Origin of the sequence: Streptomyces sp. NBC_00273, assembly GCF_036178145.1 — a bacterium.
GTDB lineage: Bacteria > Actinomycetota > Actinomycetes > Streptomycetales > Streptomycetaceae > Streptomyces.
Genome location: NZ_CP108067.1, coordinates 6,717,977 through 6,743,467, shown reverse-complemented (window position 1 = coordinate 6,743,467; position 25,491 = coordinate 6,717,977). Strand labels below are relative to the sequence as shown.

Below are 25,491 nucleotides of genomic sequence, written 5' to 3'. Positions count from 1 at the left end.
CCACCCCTGGAGGGTGCGGCGCTGGATGGGGGGCCGTCGGCGACCTGGAGGTGCTAGTGCCCCGTCCCATCTGGTCCGGAGCGAATTCCTTCGGCCTGGTCACGATACGACGCTAGTTGTACCCGCAGAACCCCGTGCCCCGCCCCGCGGGACTGTGGAGGAGCCTTCGGCCAGCAGAATCGCATTTGAATTTCGCACGGGCGCGGGGCGGCAACTGGCATGATCCCAAGATGGTCGTAACCCCCATACCCGGTGCACACCGGGACAACGTCTGGAAGACCTTGCGGTCCCTCCACCTCGCAGCGGAGAACCTGGAGGGAAAGAACTTTCCCTCCGCGTACCCACGACTCCTCGCCTACTTGGAATGGGCGAACGAGGCCGTCCGTATGCTCACTTCCCAGGTCACCAGCCGCGACATCGACAACCTGATCCGCACGCGGATGCACCAATCGCTTCTCGACGGTGTCGGACACCTTGCGGGAAGCGAACAGGGGCGGCTCGTGAACGGGCTGGTGTCCCTCGAGCTCCGGCAGCGCGTCAACGCTTTCAGTGAGGCCGTGGAGGCCTTCCAGGCTCAGATGCGGCGCTGGCCCGAATTCGTGGTCGTCGCCGTCCTTGACACGTCGTTCTTCATCGAACACGAAGTGAAGCTGGAGGAGGCCGACTTCGCGAAGCTTCTCGGCGTTGAGGGCCGCCTGCCTGTGGCAGTCGTGGTACCGATGGTGGTCGTCGACGAACTGGACAAGCTGAAGGAGTCAAGGAACCAGCGCACCCGATGGCGGGCCGGGTACAGCCTGGCTGTCCTCGACCGGCTGTTGACCGAGAAGGTATCCCTCGGCCCGAGCAAGGTCGAGGTGCTTACCGACACCCCGGGCCACGTGCGGCTTCCTGAGGCGGACGACGAGATCGTCGACCGAGCCCTGGCCGTCTACGCGATGGCAGCAGGCGACGTGCAGCTGGTCACGTACGACACAGGCATGGCTATGCGGGCGAAGATGCTCAACCTGCCGGTGCTGAAGCTGCGCAACGACGCCGGGACGGGGATCGAGCCGGATCGAAAGTAGGCGAAGTCCGTCCCCAGTGAGGTGGGGGAGGTTTTCACGTGTCGCCGGCGGAGCTGTGTCCACTAATCCGCATCGCTGGATTGTGGCGGCGTGGCTGATGGCCGACGGCCGGTACGGCATACCTGCCTCACTGCCGGCCAAGGACGGCATGCGGCTCGAAGGGACCCCGTCTACAAGGCCTCGGGTTCCGCGTCGGACGGCCCACAGACGGCCCAGGGGTAGTGAGACGGCTCCGGGCCGGTGGTCGTCGACCGCCGGCCCGGAGTGTTGTGCATGGCCCGCAGGGGTGCTGACCTGCCCTTACAGGACGGGGAGGTTCTTGCGGAGTTCGAAGGCCGTGACCTCCGAGCGGTATTCCTCCCACTCCTGCTTCTTGTTGCGGAGGAAGAAGTCGAAGACGTGCTCGCCGAGGGTTTCGGCGACCAGTTCGCTGCGTTCCATCAGGGAGATGGCCTCGCCGAGGTTCTGCGGGAGGGGTTCGATGCCCATCGCGCGGCGTTCGGCGTCGGAGAGGGCCCAGACGTCGTCGTCGGCGCCCGCCGGGAGTTCGTAGCCCTCCTCGATGCCCTTGAGGCCGGCCGCGAGGAGGACGGCGTAGGTGAGGTACGGGTTGGCACCCGAGTCGATCGAGCGGACCTCGACGCGCGAGGAGCCCGTCTTGCCCGGCTTGTACATCGGGACGCGGATCAGGGCCGAGCGGTTGTTGTGGCCCCAGCAGATGTACGACGGGGCCTCGCCGCCCGCGCCGGCGCTGCGGGAGGAGCCGCCCCAGATGCGCTTGTAGGAGTTGACCCACTGGTTGGTGACCGCCGCCGTCTCGGCGGCGTGCTTCAGCAGGCCCGCGATGAAGGAGCGGCCGACCTTGGAGAGCTGGTACTCGGCGCCCGACTCGTAGAAGGCGTTGCGGTCGCCCTCGAAGAGGGACAGGTGGGTGTGCATGCCCGAGCCGGGGTACTCCGAGAACGGCTTCGGCATGAAGGTGGCCTGCACGCCCTGCTCGAGGGCCACCTGCTTCATGACCAGGCGGAAGGTCATGATGTTGTCGGCCGTGGAGAGCGCGTCGGCGTAGCGGAGGTCGATCTCCTGCTGGCCGGGGGCGCCCTCGTGGTGGCTGAACTCCACCGAGATGCCCATCGATTCGAGCATGGTGATCGCCTGGCGGCGGAAGTCCATGCCCACGTTCTGCGGGGTGTGGTCGAAGTAGCCGGAGTTGTCGGCCGGGACCGGGCGGGTGCCGTCCAGCGGCTTGTCCTTCAGCAGGAAGAACTCGATCTCCGGGTGGGTGTAGAAGGTGAAGCCCAGGTCCGAGGTCTTGGCCAGGATGCGCTTGAGGACGTAGCGCGGGTCCGCGAAGGACGGCGAGCCGTCCGGCATCAGGATGTCGCAGAACATCCGGGCGGTCCCGGGGGCCTCCGCGCGCCACGGCAGTATCTGGAACGTGCTCGGGTCCGGCTTGGCGATCATGTCGGACTCGTAGACCCGCGCGAAGCCCTCGATCGCGGAGCCGTCGAACCCGATGCCCTCGTCGAAGGCCTGCTCCAGCTCCGCCGGCGCGACCGCGACGGACTTGAGGAAGCCCAGTACGTCGGTGAACCACAGGCGCACGAAGCGGATGTCGCGCTCCTCAAGCGTCCGGAGGACGAATTCCTGCTGCTTGTCCATGCCTTCATCCTCGCAGTTCAGACGGCCTGTGCACCACCGCCTCGACCGTCGGGGCACAGTCGGGCGCGCCCAGTATCGCCAGTCGTGGTTTCCGCCACATTACGCACACGGGAAAGCTCGCGGCACCCCCGCACTGACCTGGGAGCAGTCATGAGCATTACCATCTGCGCCCATGGGGGGCCGGCAGCACACGCAGTCGGGGCGTCGCGGACGTCCCGGGCTTCGGCGTGCCGTCCTGCTGGTCGTCTTCGCAGTGCTGGCCGGCACGGTGCTGCTGTGTGCGCGTTCGGGCGAGTCGCACGTCCCGTCGCCGGGTGCACAGGTGCAGCAGGCAGGGGCGGGAGCAGGGGTCGGGGCGCCGGCGCGCGCCGTCTGCGTGTCTCCGGACGACCTGCCCGGCTGCTCGCCGCGCACGCGCATCACTCCGGGTGTGCTGCCCGTTCCGCCGCCCGCCGTGACCGGCCCCGTGGGTGCGCCGGCGCCCGCCGCGATCGCCTCCGGGGCATCGCGGATCCGGATGTACGGGGCTCCGCCACGCGCCCCCGACCTGTTTGCCCTCCAGGTGCTGCGGACCTGAGCGGTCCGGTTCGGTTTCGCGTTCATCCACCCCCCTCAGCAGAAGGAAACCAGGGCACATGGCCAGCAAGTCCGGCAGGACCAACCAGAACACCGACCCGAACTCCCGTCAGGCGCGCATAGCCGAGATGCGCCGCGCCGACCAGATCCGGGAGCGGCGCAACAAGGCCATCGCGATCACGGTCGCGTCCGCCGTCGTCGTCGGCCTCGTCGGCTTCGGCGCTTGGGTGCTGATCGACCAGAAGCAGGCCGAGCAGCGCAAGCAGGCGGCCGCGGAGAAGATCCGCAAGGAGGCCGAGGAGATCCGCAAGCAGCCGGTCGCGGGCGAGCAGCTCTGGGACGCGAAGACGCTGGGCCGCAACCACGTCGAGACCCCGGTGAAGTACGAGATGAACCCGCCGGTCGGCGGTGACCACCACCCCCGCTGGATGAACTGCAACGGTGACGTCTACAAGAACCCGGTGCCGGAGGTGAACGCCGTGCACTCGCTGGAGCACGGCGCGGTCTGGGTGACGTACAACGAGAAGGCCCCCAAGGCCGACGTGGACAAGCTCGCCGCGACCGTCGGCAAGACCCCGTACACGCTGATGAGCCCGATCAAGGAGCAGACCGGCTCGATCATGCTCAGCGCGTGGGGCAAGCAGCTGACCGTGGACGGCGCGGACGACCCGCGGGTGTCGCAGTTCTTCACGAAGTACGTGCAGGGCGAGCAGACCCCGGAGCCGGGCGCGGCCTGCACGAGCGGGCTGGCCGGCAAGTGAGCCGCCCGGCACGCCCGGACCGTCCCGTCCCCCGTACGTACTGGGTCGCGGGCACGGCCGTCCTGCTGGCCCTGCTGTTCGCGGCGGCCGCCACGGTGGCCGCCGCGAACGGCGGCGGTTCCGCCGGTTCCGGCCCGTCGGACCGTACGGCGGCGCCCCGCACTCCGGAGCTCCGGTCACCGGACGCGGGCTTCGCCCGGGACATGGCGGTGCACCACCAGCAGGCGGTGGAGATGTCCTTCATCGTCCGCGACCGCACCCAGGACGAGGCGGTGCGCACCCTCGCCTACGACATCGCCAACACCCAGGCCAACCAGCGGGGCATGCTGCTCGGCTGGCTGGACCTGTGGGGGCTGCCGAAGGTGGTGGCCGGCGAGCCTCCGATGTCCTGGATGGGGACGTCGGGCGGCCACGGCGGGCATGCGGGGCACGACGCCGCCAAGCCCGGCGCGCTGATGCCGGGCATGGCCACCAAGGAGGAGCTGGACCAGCTGGGCGCCGCCTCGGGCCGGGACGCGGAAGTCCTCTTCCTCCAGCTCATGACCGACCACCACAAGGGCGGCGTCACGATGGCCGAGGGCTGTGCGCAGCAGTGCGGGACCCCGGTCGAGCGGGCGCTGGCTCAGGGCATGGTCGACGCGCAGCGCTCGGAGCTCACCTTGATGGCGGACATGCTGCGCCAGCGCGGAGCCGCGCCGCGCGGGTGACGGGACACGCCCGTACCGTGGTGAGAGGCGCCCTCTCACCCGTACGGGCGTGTGCTCCGCCGTGTGGCCGCCGTGTGGGACCCGTACCGGCCCGTGGGGGACCGCGCCGCACCGGACGCGTCCGCGCCCGGTGTCGAACGGTGTGCTCAGGAGGTTCAGCGATGACCACTGCCGCAGAGATCATGCACCCCGGGGCCCAGTGGATTCCCGCCACCGAGACCCTCGACCGGGCCGCCCAGCTGATGGCCCGGCTCAATGTGGGTGCCCTGCCCATCAGCGACGCCGAGGAGCGGCTGTGCGGCATCATCACCGACCGCGACATCGTCGTGAACTGTGTGGCGAAGGGCCACGACCCGGCCAAGGTCACCTGCGGTGACATGGCCCAGGGCACCCCGCGCTGGATCGACGCGGGCGCGGACGTCGGTGACGTGCTGGAGGAGATGCAGAGCCACCAGATCCGCCGGCTGCCCGTCATCCGGAACAAGAAGCTGGTGGGCATGATCAGCGAGGCCGACCTCGCCCAGCACCTCTCCGACGACCAGATGGCCACCTTCGTGGAGAAGGTCTACGCGCGGGTCTGACCCTGCCCGGCCGTTGCCAGGACCGCCCGTGCCACCTGGCCCGGGCGGTCCAGCATGACCAGGTGGCCGGCGGGTTCGGCGACCTCGAAGCGGGCGCCGAGCAGGTCGGCGAGGTCCGCTTGCCGGGACAGCCAGCGCAGGGCCGGGCGCCCGGCCGAGCCGTCGTGGCCGGCCAGGACGGTGGTGGGGGCGGCCAGCGGGTGCGTCCCGCGCAGGGCCTGCAGCTCGGCGGCCATGTCCAGGTATCGGGAGTTCTCCAGCAGGGCGCCGCGCCAGACCCGGCCGGTGCGGTAGCAGCGGCGTACGAGGTCCCGTGCGGCCGGGTCGGAGCCGCCGGTGCGGGAGGCCCGTACGGTGACGCGGCGGGCCAGCGGTCCCAGCGCGGCCGGCAGTCCGGCGGCGGTCACGACCCGGCCGAGGGCCCGGGCGGCCCCGGTGCGCAGTGCGACGGGCAGGGTCGTGTGCGGGGCCTCCTCGGTGCTGCCGTCGACCAGGACGAGCGCGGCGGTGCGCTCGGGGTACAGGCGGGCGAAGGCTTCGGCGTGGAAAGCGGCGATGGAGTGCCCGACGACGGTGACGGGTCCGGCGGCGCGGGCGCCGAGCCCCAGCGCGTCCAGCAGTCCGGCGATGCGGTGGGCCTCCCCGGCGGTGGTGGGCGGCTCGGTGGCGGGGCCGCTGAGGCCGTGTCCGGGGCGGTCGAAGCGGACGACGGTGCGGCCCGCGGCGACGAGCGGTGCGACGACCGGGTCCCAGTCGAACCAGGCCATGGCGAGCCCGGCGCTGAGGACGCACACGGGCCCCCGGCCTTCGACGACGACGTGCAGCGGGACCCCGTCGACACCGTCGACGCGGTGGGCGCCCTCGCCCCCTTCGACCCCCTCGACGTGGTCGACGCGCACGAACCGGCCGGTGACGCTCACGTGCGGCCTTCCTTGTGGACGGAGTAGGAGAGCAGGCCCAGCCAGAGCGCGACCAGGAGCACCTGGAGCCGCTGGCCGGCGCCCAGCGCCCAGGTCCCGCGCCCGGCCGTGAACAGGGCGATCGCGGACAGGGTCCAGACGGTGGCGAGCAGTTCGAGGGCGACGAGGGCGGGGCCGTAGCGGGCGAGCGGGGCGAACCAGCCGTAGCGGCGGGCGGCGACCGTGAGGGCCACCAGGCCGACGAGGGCCCCGGTCATGGCGAGGCTGCTGCTGACGGCGTGTGCCTGGTGGGTCGCGGGGACCAGTCCGGCGGTCTCCCGGGCGGCGCATTCGGGGTCCACGGTGGGCTGGCAGCTCAGCGGCAGCCAGGCGTCGGCGGCGGTGGCCGCGCCGAAGAGGGCGACACCGGCCCAGCCGATGACCGCCCAGGCCCGGCGGGACTCCGCGTACTTCAGCAGCCGGGAGAGCGCCAGGAGCCCTCCGGAGAAGGCGAGCAGGCCGGCGGTGAAGTCGGTGGCCCGGAAGAGGCCGCCGAGCGGCTGGTCTTGGGCGGCGAGTTCGCTGACGTACGTCTCGATGGGGTTGAGGCCCGTGGAGAGGACGACTTCGAGCACCCACGCCGTGTAGGCGGCCGCGGCGAGACCGATCAGGGTGGCGACCGGCCACGCGGTCCGCGGCGAGAGTCCGTGTGGGGACACTTGTGGGGACATAGTGTGACTAATCCTAAGCAGATGCGGGGTCGGTCCTCCGATCGGATACCCACCCCCGGTAGGGTTCCCGGCATGACGCGCAGTGCTCAGCGAGCCGCCCCGGGGGCCCGGTTGCTGCTGCTCGCCGCGCTACTGCTGGGCATCGTCACCATGCACACCCTGGGTCATCCGACTGAGTCCCACACCGTGGAAGACGTGTCTGCGGCTCACTCCGTTGCCTCGGCGGGACAGCCCGCCACGGCCGGACGGGGTGGCACGCGCCACACCTCGGCCCCGGCGACCACCGACACGTCCTCCCCCACGGTCCCCTGGTGGGGGCACGCGGTGCCCGCGACCGAGATGGACCCCACGTCGGTCTGCCTCGCCGTGCTCGCGGGGCTCGTCGTGCTGCTCATCGGCACCGGCCGGACCGGATCCCGACGCACCGCGCCGCTCGGGGGCGCGGCCCGCATACCGGTCCGGTCCGGCGGTGGTCCGGACCCGCCCTCGCCCCGCGAGCTCCTCACCCGGCTGGCGGTCCTGCGGGCATAGGCCGACGCCGCCGCCCCGCATGCCCGCGCATGCCCGGGGCGGCGCCGATCCGTGCCCTTGCATCCGCAACACCACACCCACGAGGTGCTCCCATGCGCTCTCTTCCCACCCGTCGCGCCGTGCTCGGTACGTCCGCGGCCGTCCTCGGCTCCGGGCTGCTCGCCGCCTGCTCCGGATCGTCCGGTTCCGCCGGTTCCGCCGGTTCCGCCGGCTCCGCCGGTTCCGCCGGTTCCGCCGGTTCCGGCCACGGCTCGATGAACCACGGCGGCTCCGCCGCGGACGTGCCCGAGGGGTACGTGGATCCGGCCGGGCCCGAGGTACAGGCCGCCGAGGCCGCCCGCAACGCCACCGGCCCCCTCACCGAAGTCAAGGTGACCGCCACCGCCACCCCGCTCGACCTCGGCGCCGGCATCACCGTCCGCTCCTGGGCGTACGGGGACAAGCTGCCGGGCCAGGAGGTCCGGGCCACCGCGGGCGGCACGCTCGCCCTCACCCTGGCCAACAACCTCCCCGAGGCCACCTCCCTGCACTGGCACGGCCTCTCCCTGCGCAACGACATGGACGGGGTCCCGGGGCTGACCCAGCGGGACATCGCCCCGGGCGCGTCCTTCCCGTACAAGTTCGCCGTCCCCAACCCGGGCACGTACTGGTTCCACCCGCACACCGGCGTCCAGCAGGACCGCGGCCTGTACGGCGCGCTCGTCATCGAGGACCCCAAGGAGCCCCTCTCCTACGACAAGGAGTGGGTGGTGGTCCTGGACGACTGGATCGACGGGGTGGACGGAGCCACCCCGGACGCCGTCCTCGCCGAGCTCCGCAAGGGCATGAACGGCAACGGCCGAGCCCACGCGACCCACGGCCGGAGCGCCTCCCCCTCCCCGTCCTCCAAGGGCGCCCGGAAGCGCTCCTACGTCGCCATGGGCGGCTTCAGCGACTACCTCGGCGGGGACGCGGGCGACGTCGTCTACGCCTACTACCTGATCAACGGGCGGGTGGCGGACGACCCTTCGGTCTTCACCGCCGAACCCGGCGACCGGATCCGGCTGCGCATCGTCAACGCCGGCGGGGACACCGCCTTCCGGATCGCCCTCGGCGACCACGAACTGACGGTCACCCACGCCGACGGCCACCCGGTGGAGCAGACGAAGACGGGGTCGCTGCTGTTGGGCATGGGCGAGCGGTACGACGTCCTGGTCACCGCCAAGGACGGGGTGTTCCCCCTCACCGCGCTGGCCGAGGGCAAGGAGGGCTCGGCGCTCGCGGTGCTGCGCACCGGGTCGGGGGCGGCGCCGACGGCCGCGACCCGGCCGGCCGAACTGGACGGGCCGCCGCTGATGGCGGACGCGCTCAGGGCCGCCGAATCGGTCGCGCTGGCCCCGCGCGACCCGGACCGTACGGTGCAGCTCCGGCTCACCGGCAACATGACCAACTACAACTGGGCCTTCGACGGCAAGCCGTACACGCCGGACCAGCGGCACCCGGTGAGGGCGGGCGAGCGGGTCCGGCTGGAGTTCGCCAACGCCACGCCGATGTGGCACCCGGTCCACCTGCACGGGCACACCTTCGCGCTGGGCGGACAGGAGGGCGGGGCGCGCAAGGACACCGCGATCCTCCTGCCGGGGCGCAGGCTGACGGTGGACTTCGACGCGGACAACCCCGGGCTGTGGATGACGCACTGCCACAACGTCTACCACTCGGAGTCCGGGATGATGACGGTGCTCGGCTACCAGCTGTAGGCCAGGACGGCCCCGCCCGGCCCCGGGCCGGGCGGGGCCGGGCCGCGCGGGGAAGCGGGCGGCCGGCACGCGGGCGGGAATTGGGGTGGGCCCCGGGCGCGGGCATGGCACCCTTGCGGTGATCACGACTGCCGCGACAAAAGGACGCCCCCGCCGGTATGAGCACCCCGCCGAACCCGCCCAGCACTCCCGCCGGTCCGCCGGCCGAGCCGGCGGGCACCCCGACACCCGAGACGGACTCCATACCGACGTCGGCGCAGCCGCTCTCGCTGGAGAAGACCCCGGCCGCCCCCGCGACCCCTGAGGCACCCGCGACCCCTGAGGCACCCGAGGCACCCGCGCAGCCGCTCTCGCTGGAGAAGGCCCCCGAGGCCCCCGAGGCGCCGGAGACTCCCGAGGCGCCGAAGACGGCCCAGGCGCCCGAGGCGCCCGAGGTACCCGCCGCAGCCGCCCCGGCGCCGGCTCCCGCCCCGTCGGCGTTCGCCCCGCCGTCGCCGTCCGCGCCCACCCCGGCGGCCGCAGGCTTCGGCACACCCAGCACGCCCGGTGCACCCGGTGCGCCCGGCCACACGTGGGGCGAGCCCACCCCCGGCTACCCCGGAACCGTGTACCCCGGTTACCCCGGTCACCCTGGTTACCCCGGTTACCCCGGTTACCCGCAGGCCACCCCGAACAACAACGGCCTGGCGGTCGCCGCCGTCATCACCGGCGGCTTCGGCATCTTCCTGGGCATCATCCCGTTCCTCTTCTGGGCCGGCACCCTGCTCGCCGCCGTCGGCGTGGGCCTCGGCATCGGCGGCATCGTCCGCGCCAACAAGGGCGCCCCGAGGAAGTCGATGGCCGTCGTCGGCACCGTGCTCGCCGGGCTCGGTCTGCTCGCCTCGGTCGGCGGCTTCTTCCTCACCGTCCTGGTCGTCGATCGGGCCGACAGTCGCATCGACCGGCAGGTCGAGAGGGACTGGGGACCGGGCGACGACTACCCCAGCAGTGAGCCCTGGCCCTCCAAGTCCCCTTCGCCCACCCAGGTCCCCGGCCTGACCAGTGCGCTGCCGTTCGGCGAGACCTTCACCTACCCGAACGGCGTCAAGGTGAGCCTCTCGACCCCGACGAAGTACGAGGCGAAGGACGAGTACTCCCGCAAGAGGATCAAGAACGCGGTCCAGCTCACCGTCACCATCACCAACGCCTCGAACGCGCCGCACGAAGTGATCTACGCCATGCCCAACGTCCGCGACGACCAGGGCATGACCGCCGACATGGTCATCGACGGCAGCGGCGTGCCGAAGATGATCAGCGGCTCGATCATGCCGGGCGAAACCGCCAGCGGGATCGTGGCCTTCGAGCTCCCCAAGGGCACCAAGAGCATCACCGCGGACATCTCCGCCGGGGTCGGGCTCGGCAGCGTGAAGTACGCGGGCCCGATCGGCTGACGGAGCGTCACCGGGCGGGAAACAGGCGGGGCCCAGGACATCGCGTCAGAAAGACGATTACACTGGGCCCGTGCCTCAACTTCGACTCGCTCTGAATCAGATCGACTCGCACGTCGGCGACATCGCCGCCAACGCCGACTCGGTCGTCCACTGGACCCGGCACTCCGCCGAGCAGGGCGCCCACCTGGTGGCGTTCCCGGAGATGATGCTGACCGGGTACCCCGTCGAGGACCTCGCCCTGCGCGGTTCCTTCGTGGAGGCCTCCCGTACCGCGCTGCGCGAGCTCGCGGAGCGCCTGGCGGCCGAGGGCCTCGGCGAGCTGCCGGTCGTGGTCGGCTACCTCGACCGCACCGAGCGGGCCGCGCCCCGCCTGGGCCGCCCGGCCGGCTCCCCCGAGAACGCGGCCGCCGTTCTGCACCGCGGGCAGGTCGTCCTGCGCTTCGCCAAGCACCACCTCCCCAACTACGGCGTGTTCGACGAGTTCCGGTACTTCGTGCCGGGCGACACGCAGCCGGTGATCCGGGTGGGCGGGGTCGACGTGGCCCTGGCCATTTGCGAGGACCTCTGGCAGGAGGGCGGCCGGGTCCCCGCCACCCGCTCCGCCGGGGCCGGCCTGCTGATCTCCGTCAACGCCTCCCCTTACGAGCGCAACAAGGACGACCAGCGCCTGGAGCTGGTGCGCAAGCGCGCCCAGGAGGCCGGCTGCACCCTCGCCTACCTGGCGATGATCGGCGGCCAGGACGAGCTGGTCTTCGACGGGGACTCGATCGTCGTCGGCGCCGACGGCGAGGTCATCGCCCGCGCCCCGCAGTTCTCCGAGGGCTGCGTCCTGGTCGACCTCGACCTGCCGGCCGCCCACCCCGACGCGCCCGAGGGCGTGGTGGACGACGGGCTGCGCATCGAGCGCGTGATCCTCTCCGAAGAGCCCGTGGAGCCGTACGAGCCGGTGGTCACCGGCGGTTACGCCGACCGGCTCGACGACGACGAGGAGGTCTACGACGCGCTGGTCGTGGGACTGCGCGCCTACGTCAAGAAGAACGGGTTCCGCTCCGTCCTGATCGGGCTCTCGGGCGGCATCGACTCCGCGCTCGTCGCCGCCATCGCCTGCGACGCGATCGGCGCGCAGAACGTCCACGGCGTCTCGATGCCCTCGAAGTACTCCTCGGACCACTCCCGCAGCGACGCGGCCGACCTGGCCGAGCGCACCGGGCTGAACTTCCGGACCGTCCCCATCGAGCCGATGTTCGACGCGTACATGGGCTCGCTGGGCCTGACCGGCCTGGCCGAGGAGAACCTCCAGTCGCGGCTGCGCGGCACCCTGCTGATGGCGCTGTCCAACCAGGAGGGCCACATCGTGCTGGCCCCGGGCAACAAGTCGGAACTGGCCGTCGGTTACTCCACGCTGTACGGCGATTCGGTGGGCGCGTACGGCCCGATCAAGGACGTCTACAAGTCGGACGTGTTCCGGCTCGCGGAGTACCGCAACCGGGCCGCCGCCGAGCGCGGCGAGGTCCCGCCGATCCCGGAGAACTCGATCGTGAAGCCGCCGAGCGCCGAACTGCGCCCGGGCCAGGTGGACACGGACTCGCTGCCGGACTACCCGGTGCTCGACGCGGTCCTGGCCATGTACGTGGACCGCGACCAGGGCATGGACGCGATCGTGGCGGCCGGCTTCGACCCGGAGCTGGTGGCCAAGACCCTGCGGATGGTGGACACGGCGGAGTACAAGCGCCGCCAGTACCCGCCGGGCACGAAGATCTCCGCGAAGGGCTTCGGCAAGGACCGCCGGCTGCCCATCACGAACGGCTGGCGCGAGCGGGCGTAGCCGCCGCGGGACACCCCGCCTGGACGCCGGCGGCAGACACGGCGCGGCCCCGGTCGCTCTCCGAGGAGAGCGGCCGGGGCCGTCGCACGACCGCGTCCGTCAGGGCTTGACGGTGACCCGGGCCGCGACGGGAAGGTGGTCGCTGCCGGTGCGGGGCAGGGTCCAGGAGGCCTCCGGCCGGATGCCGCGGACCATGATCTGGTCGATCCGGGCCATCGGGAACTGCGCCGGCCAGCTGAAGCCGAAGCCGTCGCCCGCCGCGCCCTGGGTGGAGCGCATCTGCGAGGTGACCTCGGACAGGGCGCGGTCGTTCATGGTTCCGTTGAGGTCGCCGAGCAGGATGACCTTCTTCAGCGGTTCCGCGGCGAGCGCGGCGCCGAGCGCGCCGGCGCTGTCGTCGCGCTGGTTGGCGGTGAAGCCGGCGTTCAGCTTGACCCGAACGGAGGGCAGGTGGGCGACGAAGGCGGCGACCGGCCCCTGCGGGGTGGTGACGGTGGCGCGCATGGCCCTGGTCCAGCCCATCCGGATGTCGACGGGCGCGCTCGCGCTGATCGGGTACTTGCTCCACAGGCCGACGGTGCCCTCGATGGAGTGGTGCTTGTACACGGCCGCGAGGGCCTTCTCGTAGACGGGGACGGCGCTGCCCTTGAGCTCGGTCAGGGCCAGCACGTCGGCCCCGGAGCGGGCCACCGACTCGGCGGTGCCGCGCGGGTCGGCGTTGTCGGCGTCGACGTTGTGGGTGGCCACCACCAGGTTGCCGCCGGAGCCGGACTTGTCGCTGACCAGGCCGCCGAAGAGGTTCGCCCAGACCGCGGCCGTCAGCGTTACCGCGAGGAGCGCGGTGGCGGACTTGCGGTAGACGGCCCCGGCCAGTAGGAACGGGACGGCCAGGCCCAACCAGGGCAGGAAGGTCTCGGTGAGGCTGCCGAGGTTGCCCACGTCGTTGGGCAGATCCGCGTGGAAGATCATGACGAGCGAGATCCCTACGGCGATCCCGGCGAGGACCCGGCCCCGCCGCCAGATACCGGGGTCCTTGCGCAGTACGGTCAGCCGGCGCCGGAATCGGGTCCCGGAGGGCTCGGACTCCGAGCCGCCGTTCCCCGACTCCGTCATGTACGCCTGTGCCATACCACTGCCCTCACTGCCGTGCTCGCGCTCCGTCCCCGCCCCTTGACCCTAGGCGATGAACCGGAGCCTTCCGTGCCGTACGTCACGACCGTCGGTCACGGTCGTACGTCCGGGAGGACGAACGGCCGTGCGCAGAGGGTTCCGCTTGTCACGAAACGCGCACATTGGATCCCGTGGTCAGGCTCGCACTGACCACTTCCGCCTTTGCCCGCGTGGATGCCACCATGGGGGTAAGTCCGGGGACGTCGTAAGGGCGCCTCGAGATGACACAAGGAGCAGTTGCAATGACGCCTGCCGTTTCGCCTGCCCGCGAACCCGCATCCGCGGCCTCCGCCACCCTGTACGGGGGCACGGGCACCCGGCGCATCACCGTCCGCGACCTGGCCCTCGCCAAGGAACGCGGCGAGAAGTGGCCCATGCTCACCGCCTACGACGCGATGACCGCCTCCGTCTTCGACGAGGCCGGTATCCCGGTCATCCTCGTCGGTGACTCCATGGGCAATTGCCACCTCGGCTACGACTCCACCGTCCCGGTGACGATGGACCAGATGACCATGCTCTCGGCGGCCGTCGTGCGCGGCACGAGCCGTGCGCTGGTCATCGGCGACATGCCGTTCGGCTCGTACCAGGAGGGCGCGGTGCAGGCCCTGCGCAGCGCCACCCGACTCGTCAAGGAGGCCGGGGTCGGCGCGGTGAAGCTGGAGGGCGGCGAGCGCTCGCTGGCCCAGACCGAGCTGATCGTGCAGTCCGGCATCCCCGTCATGTCCCACCTGGGCCTGACCCCGCAGTCCGTCAACGCGATGGGCTACCGGGTGCAGGGCCGCGGCGACGAGGCCGCGCACCGGCTGCTGCGCGACGCGAAGGCGGCGCAGGACGCGGGCGCGTTCGCGGTGGTGCTGGAGCTCGTCCCGGCCGAGCTGGCCGCCGAGGTCACCCGGTCGCTGCACATCCCGACGGTCGGCATCGGCGCGGGCGCGGAGTGCGACGCGCAGGTGCTGGTGTGGACCGACATGATGGGCCTGACGGGCGGGAAGATGCCGAAGTTCGTCAAGCAGTACGCGGAGCTCCGCGAGACCATGACCGGCGCGGCGAGGGCCTTCGCCGAGGACGTGGTCGGCGGGACGTTCCCGCAGCCGGAGCACGCCTTCCACTGATGGGGTGAGCGACGGACCGACAGCCCGCCGACCGCGCGTCGGCGGGCTGTCGTACGTCTGTCGTACGTTTGTCGGTCGGCTGTCGGTGCTTTGTCAGTGGCGGCTGGTCCCATGAGGGCATGACGCGAAACGACAACAAGCCCAACGCCGTGGAGGTACGGGGGCTCGTCAAGCACTACGGCGAGACCAAGGCCCTCGACGGTGTCGACCTGGACGTACGGGAGGGCACGGTCCTCGGGGTCCTCGGCCCCAACGGCGCCGGCAAGACCACGCTGGTGCGCTGCCTCTCCACCCTGATCGTCCCGGACGCCGGCACGGCGACCGTCGCCGGCTTCGACGTGGTCCGCCAGCCGCGGCAGCTGCGCCGCACCATCGGCCTCACCGGTCAGTACGCCTCGGTCGACGAGAAGCTCTCCGGCTGGGAGAACCTCTACATGATCGGGCGGCTCCTCGACCTCTCCCGCAAGGACGCCCGCCGCCGTGCGGACGAGATGCTGGAGCGGTTCTCCCTGACCGAGGCGGCGAAGAAGGCCGCCATGAACTACTCCGGCGGCATGCGCCGCCGGCTCGACCTCGCCGCCTCCCTGATCGGCAACCCGGCCGTGCTCTACCTGGACGAGCCGACCACCGGTCTCGACCCCCGCACCCGCAACGAGGTGTGGGACGAGGTCCAGCGCCTGGTCGCCGAGGGCGCCACCGTGCTGCTCACCACCCAGTACATGGAGGAGGCCGAGCAGCTCGCCAGCGAGCTGACGGTCATCGACCGCGGCAAGGTCATCGCCAACGGCAAGGTCGACGAGCTGAAGGCGCGCGTCGGCGGCCGCACCTTGAAGATCCGCCCCGTGGACGCCTCGGACCTGCCGGGCATGGCCCGCGCGCTGGCCGAGGCCGGACTGGACGGCGTGGCCGGCAGCCAGGCCGTACCGGACGAGGGCGTACTGCTGGTCCCGATCCTGAGCGACGAGCAGCTGACGGCCGTCGTCGGTCTGCTGGCCGCCCGCGGGTACGCGATCGCCGACCTCGGCACCTACCTGCCCAGCCTCGACGAGGTGTTCCTGGCCATCACCGGCCAGAAGCCCGTCTCCGTCGAGGCGACGACACCTGCGGGCGTTCCCACCGAGAAGACCGAGGAGGTCGCGGCATGAGCACCGTAACCACGACGAAGCCCGCTCCCGCCGCGTCCGGTCCGGCCCCGGTGGCCGACGCGCACGGCGAGGGCCGGATCGGCCTGCGGGGCAACCTGCGGCACATCGGCGCCCTGGTGCGCCGCAACGCCCTGCAGATCAAGCAGGATCCCGAGTCGATGTTCGACGTCGTGTTCATGCCGATCATCTTCACGCTGCTGTTCGTGTTCGTCTTCGGCGGCGCGATCTCCGGCAAGGGGAACCAGGGGGAGTACGTCAACTACGTGGTCCCGGGCCTCATGGCCATGATGGGCATGAACATCGCCATGGGTGTCGGCACCGGGGTCAACGACGACTTCAAGAAGGGCGTCATGGACCGGTTCCGGTCCATGCCCATCGCCCGGTCGTCGGTGCTCATCGCCAAGATCGTCGTCGAGCTCGGCCGGATGATGGTGGCCATCGCCATCCTGCTCGCCGTGGGCTTCCTGCTCGGTCTGTCGATCAAGGGTCCGGTGCTGGGCCTGTTCCTCGCCATCGGACTGTCGGCCGTCTTCGGCGCCTCGCTGATGTGGATCTTCGTCCTGCTCGGCCTCACCCTGAAGACCCCGCAGGCCGTCCAGGGCATGGCGATGATGGTCCTGATGCCGCTGCAGTTCGGCAGTTCGATCTTCGCCCCGCCCACCACGATGCCGGGCTGGCTGCAGTCCTTCACGGACTACAACCCGCTGTCGAACCTGGCGGACGCGGCCCGCTCCCTGATCAACGGCGTTCCGGTCGGCGACTCGGTGTGGATGACCCTGGTCTGGTCGCTGGCCATCACGGCGGTCACCATGCCGCTCGCGGTACGGAAGTTCCGCCAGAAGACCTGATCCGCGGACCGATCCGTTCGGATCGCGTCCCGGACGGGCACCGGCCGGGGGCCGGATCAGATGAGGGCGGTGGCCTCCTCCAAGGAGAGGCCACCGCCTTCGGCGTACGCCTTCTCGTAGGCGGCGTCGCCCAGCGCAGCCCGGGTCAGCTCCTGCGCGAGGGCGTGGTCCTCGCGCTCCGTCGTGACCGGGAAGTGCGCGGGCGGCAGCTGCGCCCGGTAGGCGCCCAGCAGCCTGGCGGCGTCGTACTCCCGGCGCGGACCGCCGAGCGAGACCAGCGAGACGGCCGCTATCAGCAGGTAGACCGCAGGCATCTGCGGGGACACCATCCGCGCCATCGGGTCCGTGACGGTGCCCATGCCCCGGCGCAGCTGGTCGAGGGCCTCCTCGTACAGCCCCTGCCGGTTGTCGAGCCAGGCCATCGTGCCGAGCAGGAAACCGTCGAAGATGGCGAACGCGCCGAAGGCGAACTCCTCCCTCAGGAGTTGCAGCTGGCCGCGCGCCTCGGGGAACCGTCCCGTGCGGCCGAGGATGCCCGCGAGGAACATCCGGGCGGCGGGCATGGCCTCGTTGCCGTACCGCTGCGTGGTCGCGCTGATCTCGGTGAGGATCTGCTCGGCCTCCTCGATCCGGCCGGCCTCGATCAGGCTCCCGGACATCCGTACGCGCAGCACCGTCACCTGCGCCATGGCGCCGAGGCGTTCGGCGTAGGCGATGGCCTCCAGGTAGTCGCGGGCGGCCAGTGCGTACTCGCCGCGCTTCTCCCGGGCCTCGGCGCCGGCGGACAGGGCCTCGGCGCAGCCCCAGGCATCGCCGAGTTCGCGGAACAGGGCCAGGCTCTCGTCGGCGTCGCGCGAGGCGTCCCCGGCCCAGTCGGCGCGGTTCGCGAGGATGTTGGCGCGCAGTTGGAGCGCGGAGGCCAGCTCCCAGCGGTAGCCGAGCTCGCGGGCGGTCGTGACGGTCGCGTCGATGACCCGCTGGAGCAGTCCGGGGTCGCCGGCGATCATGACGGCGTAGATCCACAGGGAGGCGGGGGTCCGGCAGGTCTGCGGCAGTCCGGGCCGGTAGGTGGCGAGGACCCCGTCGATCAGGGCACGGACCGAGGGGGTGCTCCAGGTCTCGTTGGTCTGGTCGCGGGAGGCGAGCAGGACCAGGTTGAGGGCGCGCCAGCCCTCGGTGCGCGCTTCCTCGGAGTAGGGCGGCGGCGTGTCGACGAGCCGTTCGTAGACGGGCTCGGCGGGGACGTAGGGCGGCTCGAAGGGGTTGGGGCCGAGCGCGGCGGCGGCCTCGGCCCAGTGCCGGGACTCGGAGCGCAGGTCGTGCATGTGCCAGTACCAGCCCAGCGAGTGGACCAGGCACAGGACCTCGTCGGCGTCGCGGACGGCGACGGCCCGGCGCATGGCGGTGCGGAGGTTCTCGTACTCGGTGGCGAGCCGGTCGGTGGCCGCCCGCTGGCCGTGGCCGCGCAGCAGCGGCTCGGTGGTGCGGGCGAGCTCCCGGTAGTGGACGAGGTGGCGGTGCTCGGCGGCCTCGCGGTCGCCGGCGGCCTCGGCGAGGCGTTCGGCGGCGTACTCGCCGACCGTCTCCAGCAGGCGGTAGCGCATGCCGCGGCCGTCGGGTCCGGGGGCGGCCACGACGAGGGACTTGTCGACGAGGGAGCCGAGGACGTCGGCGGGGTCGTACGGGGCGTGGCGGGCGGGGTCGGACGGGTCGGCGCACACGGCCTCGCCGGCGGCGAGGTCGCAGCCGCCGGCGAAGACGGACAGCCGGCGCAGGACGGTGCGTTCGGCCTCGTCGAGCAGCTCCCAGGACCAGTCGACGACCGCGCGCAGGGTCTGCTGGCGGGGCAGGACGGTACGGGCGCCGCTGGTCAGGAGCCGGAACCGGTCGTCGAGGCGGTCGGCGATCTGGCGCGGGGTGAGCAGCCGCAGCCGGGCGGCGGCCAGCTCGATCGCCAGCGGCAGACCGTCGAGGCGGCGGCAGATCTCGGCGGCCGCGGCCGGGTCCTCCTCGATGGTGAACCCGGCGCGGGCGGCGGCCCCCCGGTCGCCGAGCAGCCGCAGCGCGATCGGGTCGGGCAGCGGTTCCACCGGGCGCAGTGACTCCCCCGGGACGCCGAGGGGTTCGCGGCTGGTGGCCAGGATCCGGACGTCGGGGCAGTGCGTGAGAAGGCGTTCCGCGAGGGCGGCGGCCGCGCCGATGACGTGCTCGCAGTTGTCGAGCAGCAGCAGGAGCCGGCGCCGTGCGCAGTGTTCGGCGAGCCGGTCGAGGGGGTCGTCCCCGGCGCGTTCGGTGAAGGCGCGCATTTCCTCGGCGGCGGCGCCGCGCAGCTTGGTCTCCCGCGCCCCGAGCGCGGTGAGGGCGGCTTCGGCGACGTCTTCCGGGTCGCCGGGTCCGTCGATGGGCGCGAGTTCGACGAGCCAGACGCCGTCGGGCCAGGCGCTCTCGTCCTGGGCCTCGGCGGCCTCCTGGGACAGCCGCGTCTTGCCGGCGCCGCCGGGTCCGAGGAGCGTGACGAGGCGGGCCCGCACGAGGTCGTCCCCGATGACGCGGATGTCGTCCTCACGGCCGACGAAGGTGGTCAGGCGCGCCCGCAGGTTCCCCGCGGCCGCGGGGGCGACCGGGGGCACTCCGGCGACGGCAGGGGCGGCGGTAGCGGTGGCAGTTGCGGTAGCGGTCGGCGGCTGCGGGTCCGAGGTCAGCAGTTCGGCGTGCAGGGCCCGCAGTTCCGGGCCCGGGTCGGTGCCCAGCCGGTCGGACAGCTCCCGGCGGAGGCTGTCGTACTCGGCCAGCGCCTCCGCCGGGCGGCCCGCGTCGCGCAGGGCCCGGATGCGCAGGGTGTGCAACGGCTCGTCCAGCGGCTGCTGCGCGCACAGCGCGGTCAGCTCCGGCAGGCACCGCTCCGCCTCGCCCATGGCCAGGGCCGCCGCGAGCCGTCCCCGGCGCGCGTCCATCCGTACGGCCTCCCAGCGCGCGGCCTCCGCTGCCGGGTCCGGCAGGTCGGCGAGGGCCGGTCCGCGCCACAGGGCGAGGGCCTCCTCGTACAGGGCCGCCGCCTCGGCCGGGTCCGATGCCTGGCCCCCGGCCCGGACCAGTCGCTCGAAGCGGTAGAGGTCGACGTCCTCCCGCTCGGCGGCCAGCTGGTAGCCGCCCTCGGCGGACCGCACGGCCGGGTGTCCGAGCGCCCGCCGCAGCCGGGCGACCAGCGCCTGCAGGGCCGCCACCGCGTCGGCCGGCGGATCGCCGTCCCACACCTCGGCGACGAGCAGCTGGGCGGGCACCACCCGCCCCGGCCGCAGCGCGAGCGCTGTCAGGAGCGCCCGAAGGCGTGCTCCGCCGACGGCGACGGGGGTCCCGTCGTCGTGGATGGCCTGGGCGGTTCCGAGGATCGCGTAACGCACCGGCCCATTGTCCCCGGAGCCGGCCCGGGACCCGCACCGTTTTCCGTTCGGCCTGCGGGATAGGTTGCCCGCATGGGTCATCAGGGCAGCCGCGGAGAGCGGCAGATCAGTTCGGTATTCCTCGGCATCTTCGCGATCATGGCCGTCACGGGCTGGGCGGTGTGGACGGGGTACGCGGCGAGCCCCGGACTGGCCGTGTTCCTCTTCGTGACCTCGGCGTGGATCGTGTCCCTGTGCCTGCACGAGTACGCGCACGCCCGCACCGCCCTGCACGGCGGTGACCTCACCGTCGGGGCCAAGGGCTACCTGACGCTGAACCCGCTCAAGTACACGCACGCGCTGCTCAGCATCGTGCTGCCGGTGATCTTCGTGATCCTGGGCGGCATCGGCCTGCCCGGCGGCGCGGTGTTCATCGAGCGGGGTCGGATCCAGGGTCGCTGGAAGCACAGCCTCATCTCGGCGGCGGGCCCGCTGACCAACGTGGCCTTCGCCGTGGTGTGCACGGCCCCGTTCTGGCTGGACGCCCTCGACGGGGTGCCGCTGGCGTTCCGCTACGCGCTCGCCTTCCTCGCCATGCTGCAGGTCACGGCGGCGATCTTGAACTTCCTGCCGGTACCGGGGCTGGACGGCTACGGAGTCATCGAGCCCTGGCTGTCGTACCGGGTGCGCCGCGAGATGGAGCCGCTGGCACAGTTCGGCCTGCTGGCCGTGTTCGCGCTGCTGTGGATCCCGGGGGTCAACGCGTTCTTCTTCGGCGCGGTGGACGGTCTGATGTCCGCGCTCGGCGTGTCGGACCTGGAGACGTACTGCGGCCGCGACCTCTACAGCTTCTGGCGGGACACCGACGGATACTGCGCCGTCCCGCAGGACTGAGTCCGCCGGGCGGCCGCACGGTCGAATGGTCGAATGGTCGAATGGTCGGAATTCTTACCGTTCGACCGGCCCGAGCCGCTCGCCCGATCAAATGTCAGTGCGAACTGCTATCCCTTTCGGAAAGACTGCGACCGATCCGACCGATCAACAGCAGTAGTCCCAGGGGGATTTCGCACACATGACACTCAGAACGCCCTTGCGCGCCCTGCCCGCGGCGGCCCTGTCGCTGGCGCTCGGCTTGGCCGCCGCCGCGCCGGCCTCGGCCGCCGCCGACCCGGCGGCGCCCAAGGTCACGGCGCCGCTCACCAACCCGGCCCCCGGTTTCGCCGGCGAGGAGCAGTACTCCGACTGCTACACCGACCCGTACGCAGGATCCGGAGCCGGCTGGATCGGCCTGAACGACGTCACCACCAAGGTCACCGCCACCTCGGCGTCCCACGCCCAGCTGCAGACGACGTTCCAGCTGTGGGACACCTCGTACGGGGGCGCGCGCACCGACTTCCCGACCTCGTGGTCCACCTACCCCCAGGCCGCCACGGTCCTCTCCCGCGCCCTGCTGAAGGACGGCGGCCAGTACGCATGGCGGGCCCGGGCCACCGACGGGAAGCTGACCAGCCCCTACACGGCCTGGTGCTACTTCCGCGTCGACCACACCCGGCCCACCGCCGAGGTCACCACGGACGAGACCCCCAAGAAGGTCGGCGAGGAGGCCACCTTCACCCTGAAGGGCACCGACGGCGGCTCGGGAATCGCCTGCGCCCGCTGGCAGACGAGCCCCACCTTCCCGGTCGGCTGGAACTGCGCGGACGGGGCGACCGACTCGCGCGTCGTCCGGCTGACCGACGGTTCGGCCGACATCAAGGTCAAGCCCGCCACCTGGGGCAGCCAGGCGGTGTACCTCCAGACGAAGGACAACGCGGGCAACCTCGGCGAGGCGCAGGCGTACTACTACGCGCAGCCCACCACCAAGCCCGCCGCCTTCGGCGACATCGACTCCGACGGAAAGCCGGACGTCCTCGTCCCGGACGCGGCGGGCAATCTCCGCAAGTGGGGCGCGAACCCGCTGGACCCGGCGAACGCCCGCCACCTGGCCGCCCCGGGCGACGGAGACAGCTGGGCCGGCGTCCAGTACACCCACCGGGGACCCCTGGGTGAGACGGCGGTCGACGACCTGCTGGCCCACGCCCCCGGCGGGGAGTACGTCTACCGGTTCAACAACGACGGGGCGGGCCACTTCACGGACCAGGGCTCGATCCACATGGACAAGCCCGCCAAGTGCCTGGACCCGGCAGGTTCCGCCATCGACTGCGCCCAGCACGGGTACGGTTCGGACTGGTCGAAGGTCACGCAGATCGCCGCGTACGGATCGCCCACCGGCGACAGCGCGGTCGACGGCTTCCTGCCCCGCAGCTCCCTGTTGTTCGTCGAGAACGGCCGGCTGTGGCTCGCGAAGTTCGGCGGCATCCGACTGCGGACGGCCGTGCTCGTCTCCGGCGACGACACCTCCTGGGCCGGCTACGACCTGCTCACCCCGGGCCGGGCGCAGGGCACGGACTTCCCGACCCTGTGGGCCCGCTCCCGGGCGGACGGCGCGATCCGCGCCTTCTCCATCAAGGGCACCGCGGACGCACCGGACTTCTCCGCCTTCGTGAATCCGGCCGCCGGGCCGGTCCTGTCCACCCTGACCCCGGCCGCGCACCCGCGCCTCGGCTCCGACGGCGACCTCACGGGCGATGGCCTGCCGGACCTGTGGTCCGCGGACGCCACCGGCCACGTCACCGTCTTCCCGGGTACGGGCACGGCCACCCCGCACCCCGCGGTCACCGGCTTCGGCCCGGCCGTCTGACCCACCGGACGACCCCGGGGCCGCCCGGGCAGTTCCTAGCCGACCTGGCGCGCGGCGGAGGCCTTCTCGGCCTTCGCCTTGCGCAGGTAGTACCAGGCCATGTTGGACGTGAGGCCGGCCAGCAGCACCCAGACGATCCCGAGGAAGCTGCCCTCGACGAAGGCGACGACGGCCGCGGCCACCGCACAGACGCAGACGACAAGGGCGAAGACGGCAAGGCGGGGCATGGGACGAGCTCCTCGAAAACACTGAACGGGGTCGAGCCCCTCCAGTGTCCCCCATGCCCCGCAGTGCTGCCGTAAGGGCGTCCGCGATCGCGTCCGGTTCGTTTTCGGCTTCACCTGATCTCCTGCACCCCGCGGCACTACCGTTCGGCGGATACGCGCCGTACTTCCGCGCGCGACGGAACGAACAGCCCGGCCTGCTCGGCCCGCGACGGACGACACCGGGCGAGTGGGGGGGAGCACGCATGCAGGAGATCTCCAAGGGCGCGAACGTCAGCCTGACCGCCCTCAGCGAGGACGCCGGGGCGGTCGTCGTGAGCCTGGGCTGGACCAGCGCCACCGGAGCCGGCGATGCCGACGTCTCCGTGCTGCTCCTGGACGAGAACGGCAAGATCCGCAGCGAGAACGACTTCTACTTCTACAACCACCCCGCCGCCGCGGACGGAAGCGTCCAGCTCCTCGGCAAGACGCCGACCGCGAACGGCGACGAGGACCGCATCAGCGTGGACCTCACCGCCGTTCCCGAGGACGTGGCGCGGATCGTGGTGGCGGCCAGCCAGTACGGCGGCGCACGCTTCGGAGACCTCGACGATCTGCGGATGACCGTCTCGGACCGGACGGGCGAGCCGCTCGTCGGGTACTCCATCGAGGACGCGGGCGTGGAGACGGCCTTCATCTTCGGCGAGCTGTACCGGCGCGGCGAGGAATGGAAGTTCCGCGCCGTGGGGCAGGGGTACGAGACCGGCCTCACCGGGCTGGCCACCGACTTCGGCATCGACGTACTCGAGGACACCGAGCCGACGACAACGGCGACGGCGCCGGCCGCCGTGACCGAAGCCGTGACCGACACCGTGACCGCGCCGCCGCAGGAGGGCGGGGCGACCGCCGTCCCGGCCGGGGCGCCGGCGCCGGCGCCGGCCGCCGCGACGGCGCCCGGGGCCACGGCGGCGCCCGAGGCGGCAGCGGCAGCAGTTGCGGCCAGCGCCACCGTGCCCGCCCAGACCCGGGGCCGCGCACCCCGCACGACGAGGAAGAAGGTCACCCTGCCCAAGGTGGCCAAGAAGTCGCTCGCCGAGAACGACACCTGGCGTACCGCCCGGCTCTTCCCCGTGCCGTCCCTCAAGAGCGACAAGGAGCGCGAGGTCCGGGCGACCTCCGTACTGCTCTCCGTCATGGCGCAGGTGCCCGAGCTGGGCCGCCGCCTCACCGCCGGGTTCGGGGCGCCCGCCGGCCGCATGCAGACCTTCACCGAGGTCCCCCTCCCCCACGGCGACACCCCGAAGCGGCCGGACGGGGTGATCCGGGTGGAACGCGCGGGCAAGCTCTGGACGGCCCTCGTGGAGACGAAGACGCACGGCAATCCGCTCAAGGACGAGCAGGTCCAGCAGTACATGGACATCGCCGCGCGCCGCGGCTACGAAGCGGTGATCACGCTCTCCAACGACGTGGCCCTGGACGGCTCGCCCGTGGTCGACGTCAAGATCGACGGGCGGCGCAAGCACAAGATCAGCCTCTGGCACCTGTCCTGGGCGGAGGTGGCCCACCAGGCCCAGATGCTGATCCGCCACGAGGGCGTCGGCAACGCCGCCCACGCGTGGCTCCTCCAGGAGCTCCTGGAGTACCTCCAGCACGAGAACTCGGGCTGCCACGGGTTCCAGAACATGGGCCCCGCCTGGGTGCCCGTGCGCAAGGGCATCGAGGACGAGACCATCAGCCCCGACGACGAGCGCGCCGTCGACGTCGTCGAGAGCTGGGAACGGCTGATCCGCCAGGTCTGCCTGCGCCTGGGCGGCGAGTTGGGGCAAAAGGCGCTGCCCGTGCAGCGCACCCGGCGCGACAGCGACCCGCGGGCCCGCCGGATCGCGGCGGCCGCGGCGCTGTGCACCGACGGGAAGCTCTGCGCCGAACTGCGCATCGACGGGACGAGTTCCGTCATCGCCGTCACCGCCGATCTACGGACCGGCAAGGTCCGGACCTGCGTGGACATCCCCGCCCCGGAGGGCTCGTACCCGCTGGCCACGACGAAGCGGCTGCTGCGGGCGCTGGCCGAAGCGCCGGCGGACCTGCACGTCCAGACCCTGGTGGAGGGCGAGAACGGGCCGCGCGGCACCCTGGAGCGGCTGCGCCCCGAGCCCGGCGACCTGCTGCCCAGGGACGGGGCAGCGCCGGGCGGGTTCCGGCTGTCGCTGATCAAGGGGATGGGCAACACCCGGGGCAATACGGAGTCCGGTTTCATCCGCGGCGTCGACGCCGCGGTCGACCGCTTCTACCACGGGGTGGTGGCCCACCTGGGCACCTTCGAGGCGCGCGGCGGCCGCCGGAGCTGATCCGCCTGCCTGGCGGTCCGGTCCCGGCCCGGGAGGGGCGGG

21 protein-coding genes are annotated in these 25,491 nt (G+C 72.1%); 15 read left to right on the top strand and 6 right to left on the bottom strand.

Going from position 1 to position 25,491, the window contains the following annotated elements:
* Positions 1–230 precede the first annotated feature (230 nt).
* The gene (locus tag OG386_RS30005) at positions 231–1,064 is read left to right on the top strand and encodes a PIN domain-containing protein (protein WP_328790692.1); all 834 of its coding nucleotides are present in this window, start codon (positions 231–233) and stop codon (positions 1,062–1,064) included.
* A 300-nt stretch (positions 1,065–1,364) separates the two neighbouring features.
* On the opposite strand, the gene OG386_RS30000 is transcribed toward OG386_RS30005, so the two are convergent.
* Positions 1,365–2,726, bottom strand: a complete 1,362-nt coding sequence (locus OG386_RS30000) for a glutamine synthetase family protein (RefSeq protein ID WP_030717411.1) — start codon at positions 2,724–2,726, stop codon at positions 1,365–1,367.
* Positions 2,727–2,898: 172 nt separating this feature from the next.
* Here OG386_RS30000 and OG386_RS29995 point away from each other — a divergent pair, with 172 nt between their 5' ends.
* From OG386_RS29995 to OG386_RS29980, 4 genes are all read left to right on the top strand, one after another.
* The gene (locus tag OG386_RS29995; RefSeq protein ID WP_328790691.1) at positions 2,899–3,303 is read left to right on the top strand and encodes a hypothetical protein; all 405 of its coding nucleotides are present in this window, start codon (positions 2,899–2,901) and stop codon (positions 3,301–3,303) included.
* Positions 3,304–3,361: 58 nt separating this feature from the next.
* Positions 3,362–4,063, top strand: a complete 702-nt coding sequence (locus tag OG386_RS29990) for a DUF3105 domain-containing protein (RefSeq protein WP_328790690.1) — start codon at positions 3,362–3,364, stop codon at positions 4,061–4,063.
* Positions 4,060–4,770 carry a DUF305 domain-containing protein gene (locus tag OG386_RS29985; RefSeq protein WP_328790689.1) on the top strand — a complete coding sequence of 237 codons (711 nt, stop codon included), beginning with the start codon at positions 4,060–4,062 and terminating at the stop codon, positions 4,768–4,770. The genes OG386_RS29990 and OG386_RS29985 overlap by 4 nt, the downstream gene beginning before the upstream one ends.
* Positions 4,771–4,931: 161 nt before the next feature.
* The gene (locus tag OG386_RS29980) at positions 4,932–5,351 is read left to right on the top strand and encodes a CBS domain-containing protein (protein WP_328790688.1); all 420 of its coding nucleotides are present in this window, start codon (positions 4,932–4,934) and stop codon (positions 5,349–5,351) included.
* Here the strand turns inward: OG386_RS29980 and OG386_RS29975 are convergent.
* Positions 5,336–6,250, bottom strand: coding sequence for an alpha/beta fold hydrolase (locus tag OG386_RS29975; protein WP_405790700.1), 915 nt, complete (start codon positions 6,248–6,250; stop codon positions 5,336–5,338). The two genes, OG386_RS29980 and OG386_RS29975, sit on opposite strands and share 16 nt — an antisense overlap.
* 17 nt (positions 6,251–6,267) lie before the next feature.
* Positions 6,268–6,969, bottom strand: coding sequence for a DUF998 domain-containing protein (locus OG386_RS29970; protein ID WP_328790687.1), 702 nt, complete (start codon positions 6,967–6,969; stop codon positions 6,268–6,270).
* 84 nt (positions 6,970–7,053) lie between these two features.
* On the opposite strand from OG386_RS29970, the gene OG386_RS29965 reads away from it, so the two are divergent.
* The 4 genes from OG386_RS29965 (at position 7,054) to OG386_RS29950 (ending at position 12,503) form a co-directional block, all read left to right on the top strand.
* Positions 7,054–7,512 carry a hypothetical protein gene (locus OG386_RS29965; RefSeq protein ID WP_328790686.1) on the top strand — a complete coding sequence of 153 codons (459 nt, stop codon included), beginning with the start codon at positions 7,054–7,056 and terminating at the stop codon, positions 7,510–7,512.
* Positions 7,513–7,604: 92 nt separating this feature from the next.
* The gene (locus OG386_RS29960; RefSeq protein WP_328790685.1) at positions 7,605–9,248 is read left to right on the top strand and encodes a multicopper oxidase family protein; all 1,644 of its coding nucleotides are present in this window, start codon (positions 7,605–7,607) and stop codon (positions 9,246–9,248) included.
* Positions 9,249–9,406: 158 nt separating this feature from the next.
* Entirely contained in the window at positions 9,407–10,678 is a 1,272-nt protein-coding gene (locus OG386_RS29955; protein WP_328790684.1) for a DUF4352 domain-containing protein, read from the top strand.
* 70 nt (positions 10,679–10,748) lie between these two features.
* Entirely contained in the window at positions 10,749–12,503 is a 1,755-nt protein-coding gene (locus OG386_RS29950) for an NAD+ synthase (RefSeq protein ID WP_328790683.1), read from the top strand.
* A 99-nt stretch (positions 12,504–12,602) separates the two neighbouring features.
* Here OG386_RS29950 and OG386_RS29945 read toward each other — a convergent pair whose 3' ends face one another.
* Positions 12,603–13,631, bottom strand: a complete 1,029-nt coding sequence (locus tag OG386_RS29945; protein WP_328790682.1) for an endonuclease/exonuclease/phosphatase family protein — start codon at positions 13,629–13,631, stop codon at positions 12,603–12,605.
* A 284-nt stretch (positions 13,632–13,915) separates the two neighbouring features.
* Here OG386_RS29945 and panB point away from each other — a divergent pair, with 284 nt between their 5' ends.
* From panB to OG386_RS29930, 3 genes are all read left to right on the top strand, one after another.
* Positions 13,916–14,785 (top strand): 3-methyl-2-oxobutanoate hydroxymethyltransferase, encoded by an 870-nt coding sequence (panB, locus tag OG386_RS29940; RefSeq protein WP_328790681.1) that lies wholly within the window; start codon positions 13,916–13,918, stop codon positions 14,783–14,785.
* A gap of 119 nt (positions 14,786–14,904) precedes the next feature.
* Positions 14,905–15,930 carry an ATP-binding cassette domain-containing protein gene (locus OG386_RS29935; RefSeq protein WP_266597266.1) on the top strand — a complete coding sequence of 342 codons (1,026 nt, stop codon included), beginning with the start codon at positions 14,905–14,907 and terminating at the stop codon, positions 15,928–15,930.
* The gene (locus OG386_RS29930) at positions 15,927–16,778 is read left to right on the top strand and encodes an ABC transporter permease (protein WP_328790680.1); all 852 of its coding nucleotides are present in this window, start codon (positions 15,927–15,929) and stop codon (positions 16,776–16,778) included. Before OG386_RS29935 ends, OG386_RS29930 begins: the two co-directional genes overlap by 4 nt.
* A gap of 56 nt (positions 16,779–16,834) precedes the next feature.
* On the opposite strand, the gene OG386_RS29925 is transcribed toward OG386_RS29930, so the two are convergent.
* Positions 16,835–20,179 (bottom strand): AfsR/SARP family transcriptional regulator, encoded by a 3,345-nt coding sequence (locus OG386_RS29925; protein ID WP_328790679.1) that lies wholly within the window; start codon positions 20,177–20,179, stop codon positions 16,835–16,837.
* 72 nt (positions 20,180–20,251) lie between these two features.
* Between OG386_RS29925 and OG386_RS29920 the strand changes: the two genes are divergently transcribed.
* Together OG386_RS29920 and OG386_RS29915 are read left to right on the top strand one after the other, a co-directional pair.
* Positions 20,252–21,052, top strand: a complete 801-nt coding sequence (locus tag OG386_RS29920; RefSeq protein WP_328790678.1) for a site-2 protease family protein — start codon at positions 20,252–20,254, stop codon at positions 21,050–21,052.
* A gap of 178 nt (positions 21,053–21,230) precedes the next feature.
* On the top strand, positions 21,231–22,898 hold the full coding sequence (locus OG386_RS29915) for a hypothetical protein (RefSeq protein ID WP_328790677.1): 1,668 nt from the start codon (positions 21,231–21,233) through the stop codon (positions 22,896–22,898).
* A gap of 35 nt (positions 22,899–22,933) precedes the next feature.
* Here the strand turns inward: OG386_RS29915 and OG386_RS29910 are convergent, their stop codons facing one another.
* Positions 22,934–23,125 (bottom strand): hypothetical protein, encoded by a 192-nt coding sequence (locus tag OG386_RS29910; protein WP_327385785.1) that lies wholly within the window; start codon positions 23,123–23,125, stop codon positions 22,934–22,936.
* Between the two features lie 242 nt (positions 23,126–23,367).
* Between OG386_RS29910 and OG386_RS29905 the strand changes: the two genes are divergently transcribed.
* Positions 23,368–25,449 (top strand): TerD family protein, encoded by a 2,082-nt coding sequence (locus tag OG386_RS29905; protein WP_328790676.1) that lies wholly within the window; start codon positions 23,368–23,370, stop codon positions 25,447–25,449.
* Positions 25,450–25,491: the final 42 nt, after the last annotated feature.

What these genes read in the sequence shown, in the direction of transcription:
- OG386_RS30005 (WP_328790692.1), top strand. Translation starts at nt 231, where the DNA reads ATGGTCGTAACCCCCATACCCGGTGCACACCGGGACAACGTCTGGAAG.
- OG386_RS30000 (WP_030717411.1), bottom strand. Translation starts at nt 2,726, where the DNA reads ATGGACAAGCAGCAGGAATTCGTCCTCCGGACGCTTGAGGAGCGCGAC.
- OG386_RS29995 (WP_328790691.1), top strand. Translation starts at nt 2,899, where the DNA reads ATGGGGGGCCGGCAGCACACGCAGTCGGGGCGTCGCGGACGTCCCGGG.
- OG386_RS29990 (WP_328790690.1), top strand. Translation starts at nt 3,362, where the DNA reads ATGGCCAGCAAGTCCGGCAGGACCAACCAGAACACCGACCCGAACTCC.
- OG386_RS29980 (WP_328790688.1), top strand. Translation starts at nt 4,932, where the DNA reads ATGACCACTGCCGCAGAGATCATGCACCCCGGGGCCCAGTGGATTCCC.
- OG386_RS29965 (WP_328790686.1), top strand. Translation starts at nt 7,054, where the DNA reads ATGACGCGCAGTGCTCAGCGAGCCGCCCCGGGGGCCCGGTTGCTGCTG.
- OG386_RS29960 (WP_328790685.1), top strand. Translation starts at nt 7,605, where the DNA reads ATGCGCTCTCTTCCCACCCGTCGCGCCGTGCTCGGTACGTCCGCGGCC.
- OG386_RS29955 (WP_328790684.1), top strand. Translation starts at nt 9,407, where the DNA reads ATGAGCACCCCGCCGAACCCGCCCAGCACTCCCGCCGGTCCGCCGGCC.
- OG386_RS29945 (WP_328790682.1), bottom strand. Translation starts at nt 13,631, where the DNA reads ATGGCACAGGCGTACATGACGGAGTCGGGGAACGGCGGCTCGGAGTCC.
- panB (WP_328790681.1), top strand. Translation starts at nt 13,916, where the DNA reads ATGACGCCTGCCGTTTCGCCTGCCCGCGAACCCGCATCCGCGGCCTCC.
- OG386_RS29935 (WP_266597266.1), top strand. Translation starts at nt 14,905, where the DNA reads ATGACGCGAAACGACAACAAGCCCAACGCCGTGGAGGTACGGGGGCTC.
- OG386_RS29930 (WP_328790680.1), top strand. Translation starts at nt 15,927, where the DNA reads ATGAGCACCGTAACCACGACGAAGCCCGCTCCCGCCGCGTCCGGTCCG.
- OG386_RS29920 (WP_328790678.1), top strand. Translation starts at nt 20,252, where the DNA reads ATGGGTCATCAGGGCAGCCGCGGAGAGCGGCAGATCAGTTCGGTATTC.
- OG386_RS29915 (WP_328790677.1), top strand. Translation starts at nt 21,231, where the DNA reads ATGACACTCAGAACGCCCTTGCGCGCCCTGCCCGCGGCGGCCCTGTCG.
- OG386_RS29910 (WP_327385785.1), bottom strand. Translation starts at nt 23,125, where the DNA reads ATGCCCCGCCTTGCCGTCTTCGCCCTTGTCGTCTGCGTCTGTGCGGTG.
- OG386_RS29905 (WP_328790676.1), top strand. Translation starts at nt 23,368, where the DNA reads ATGCAGGAGATCTCCAAGGGCGCGAACGTCAGCCTGACCGCCCTCAGC.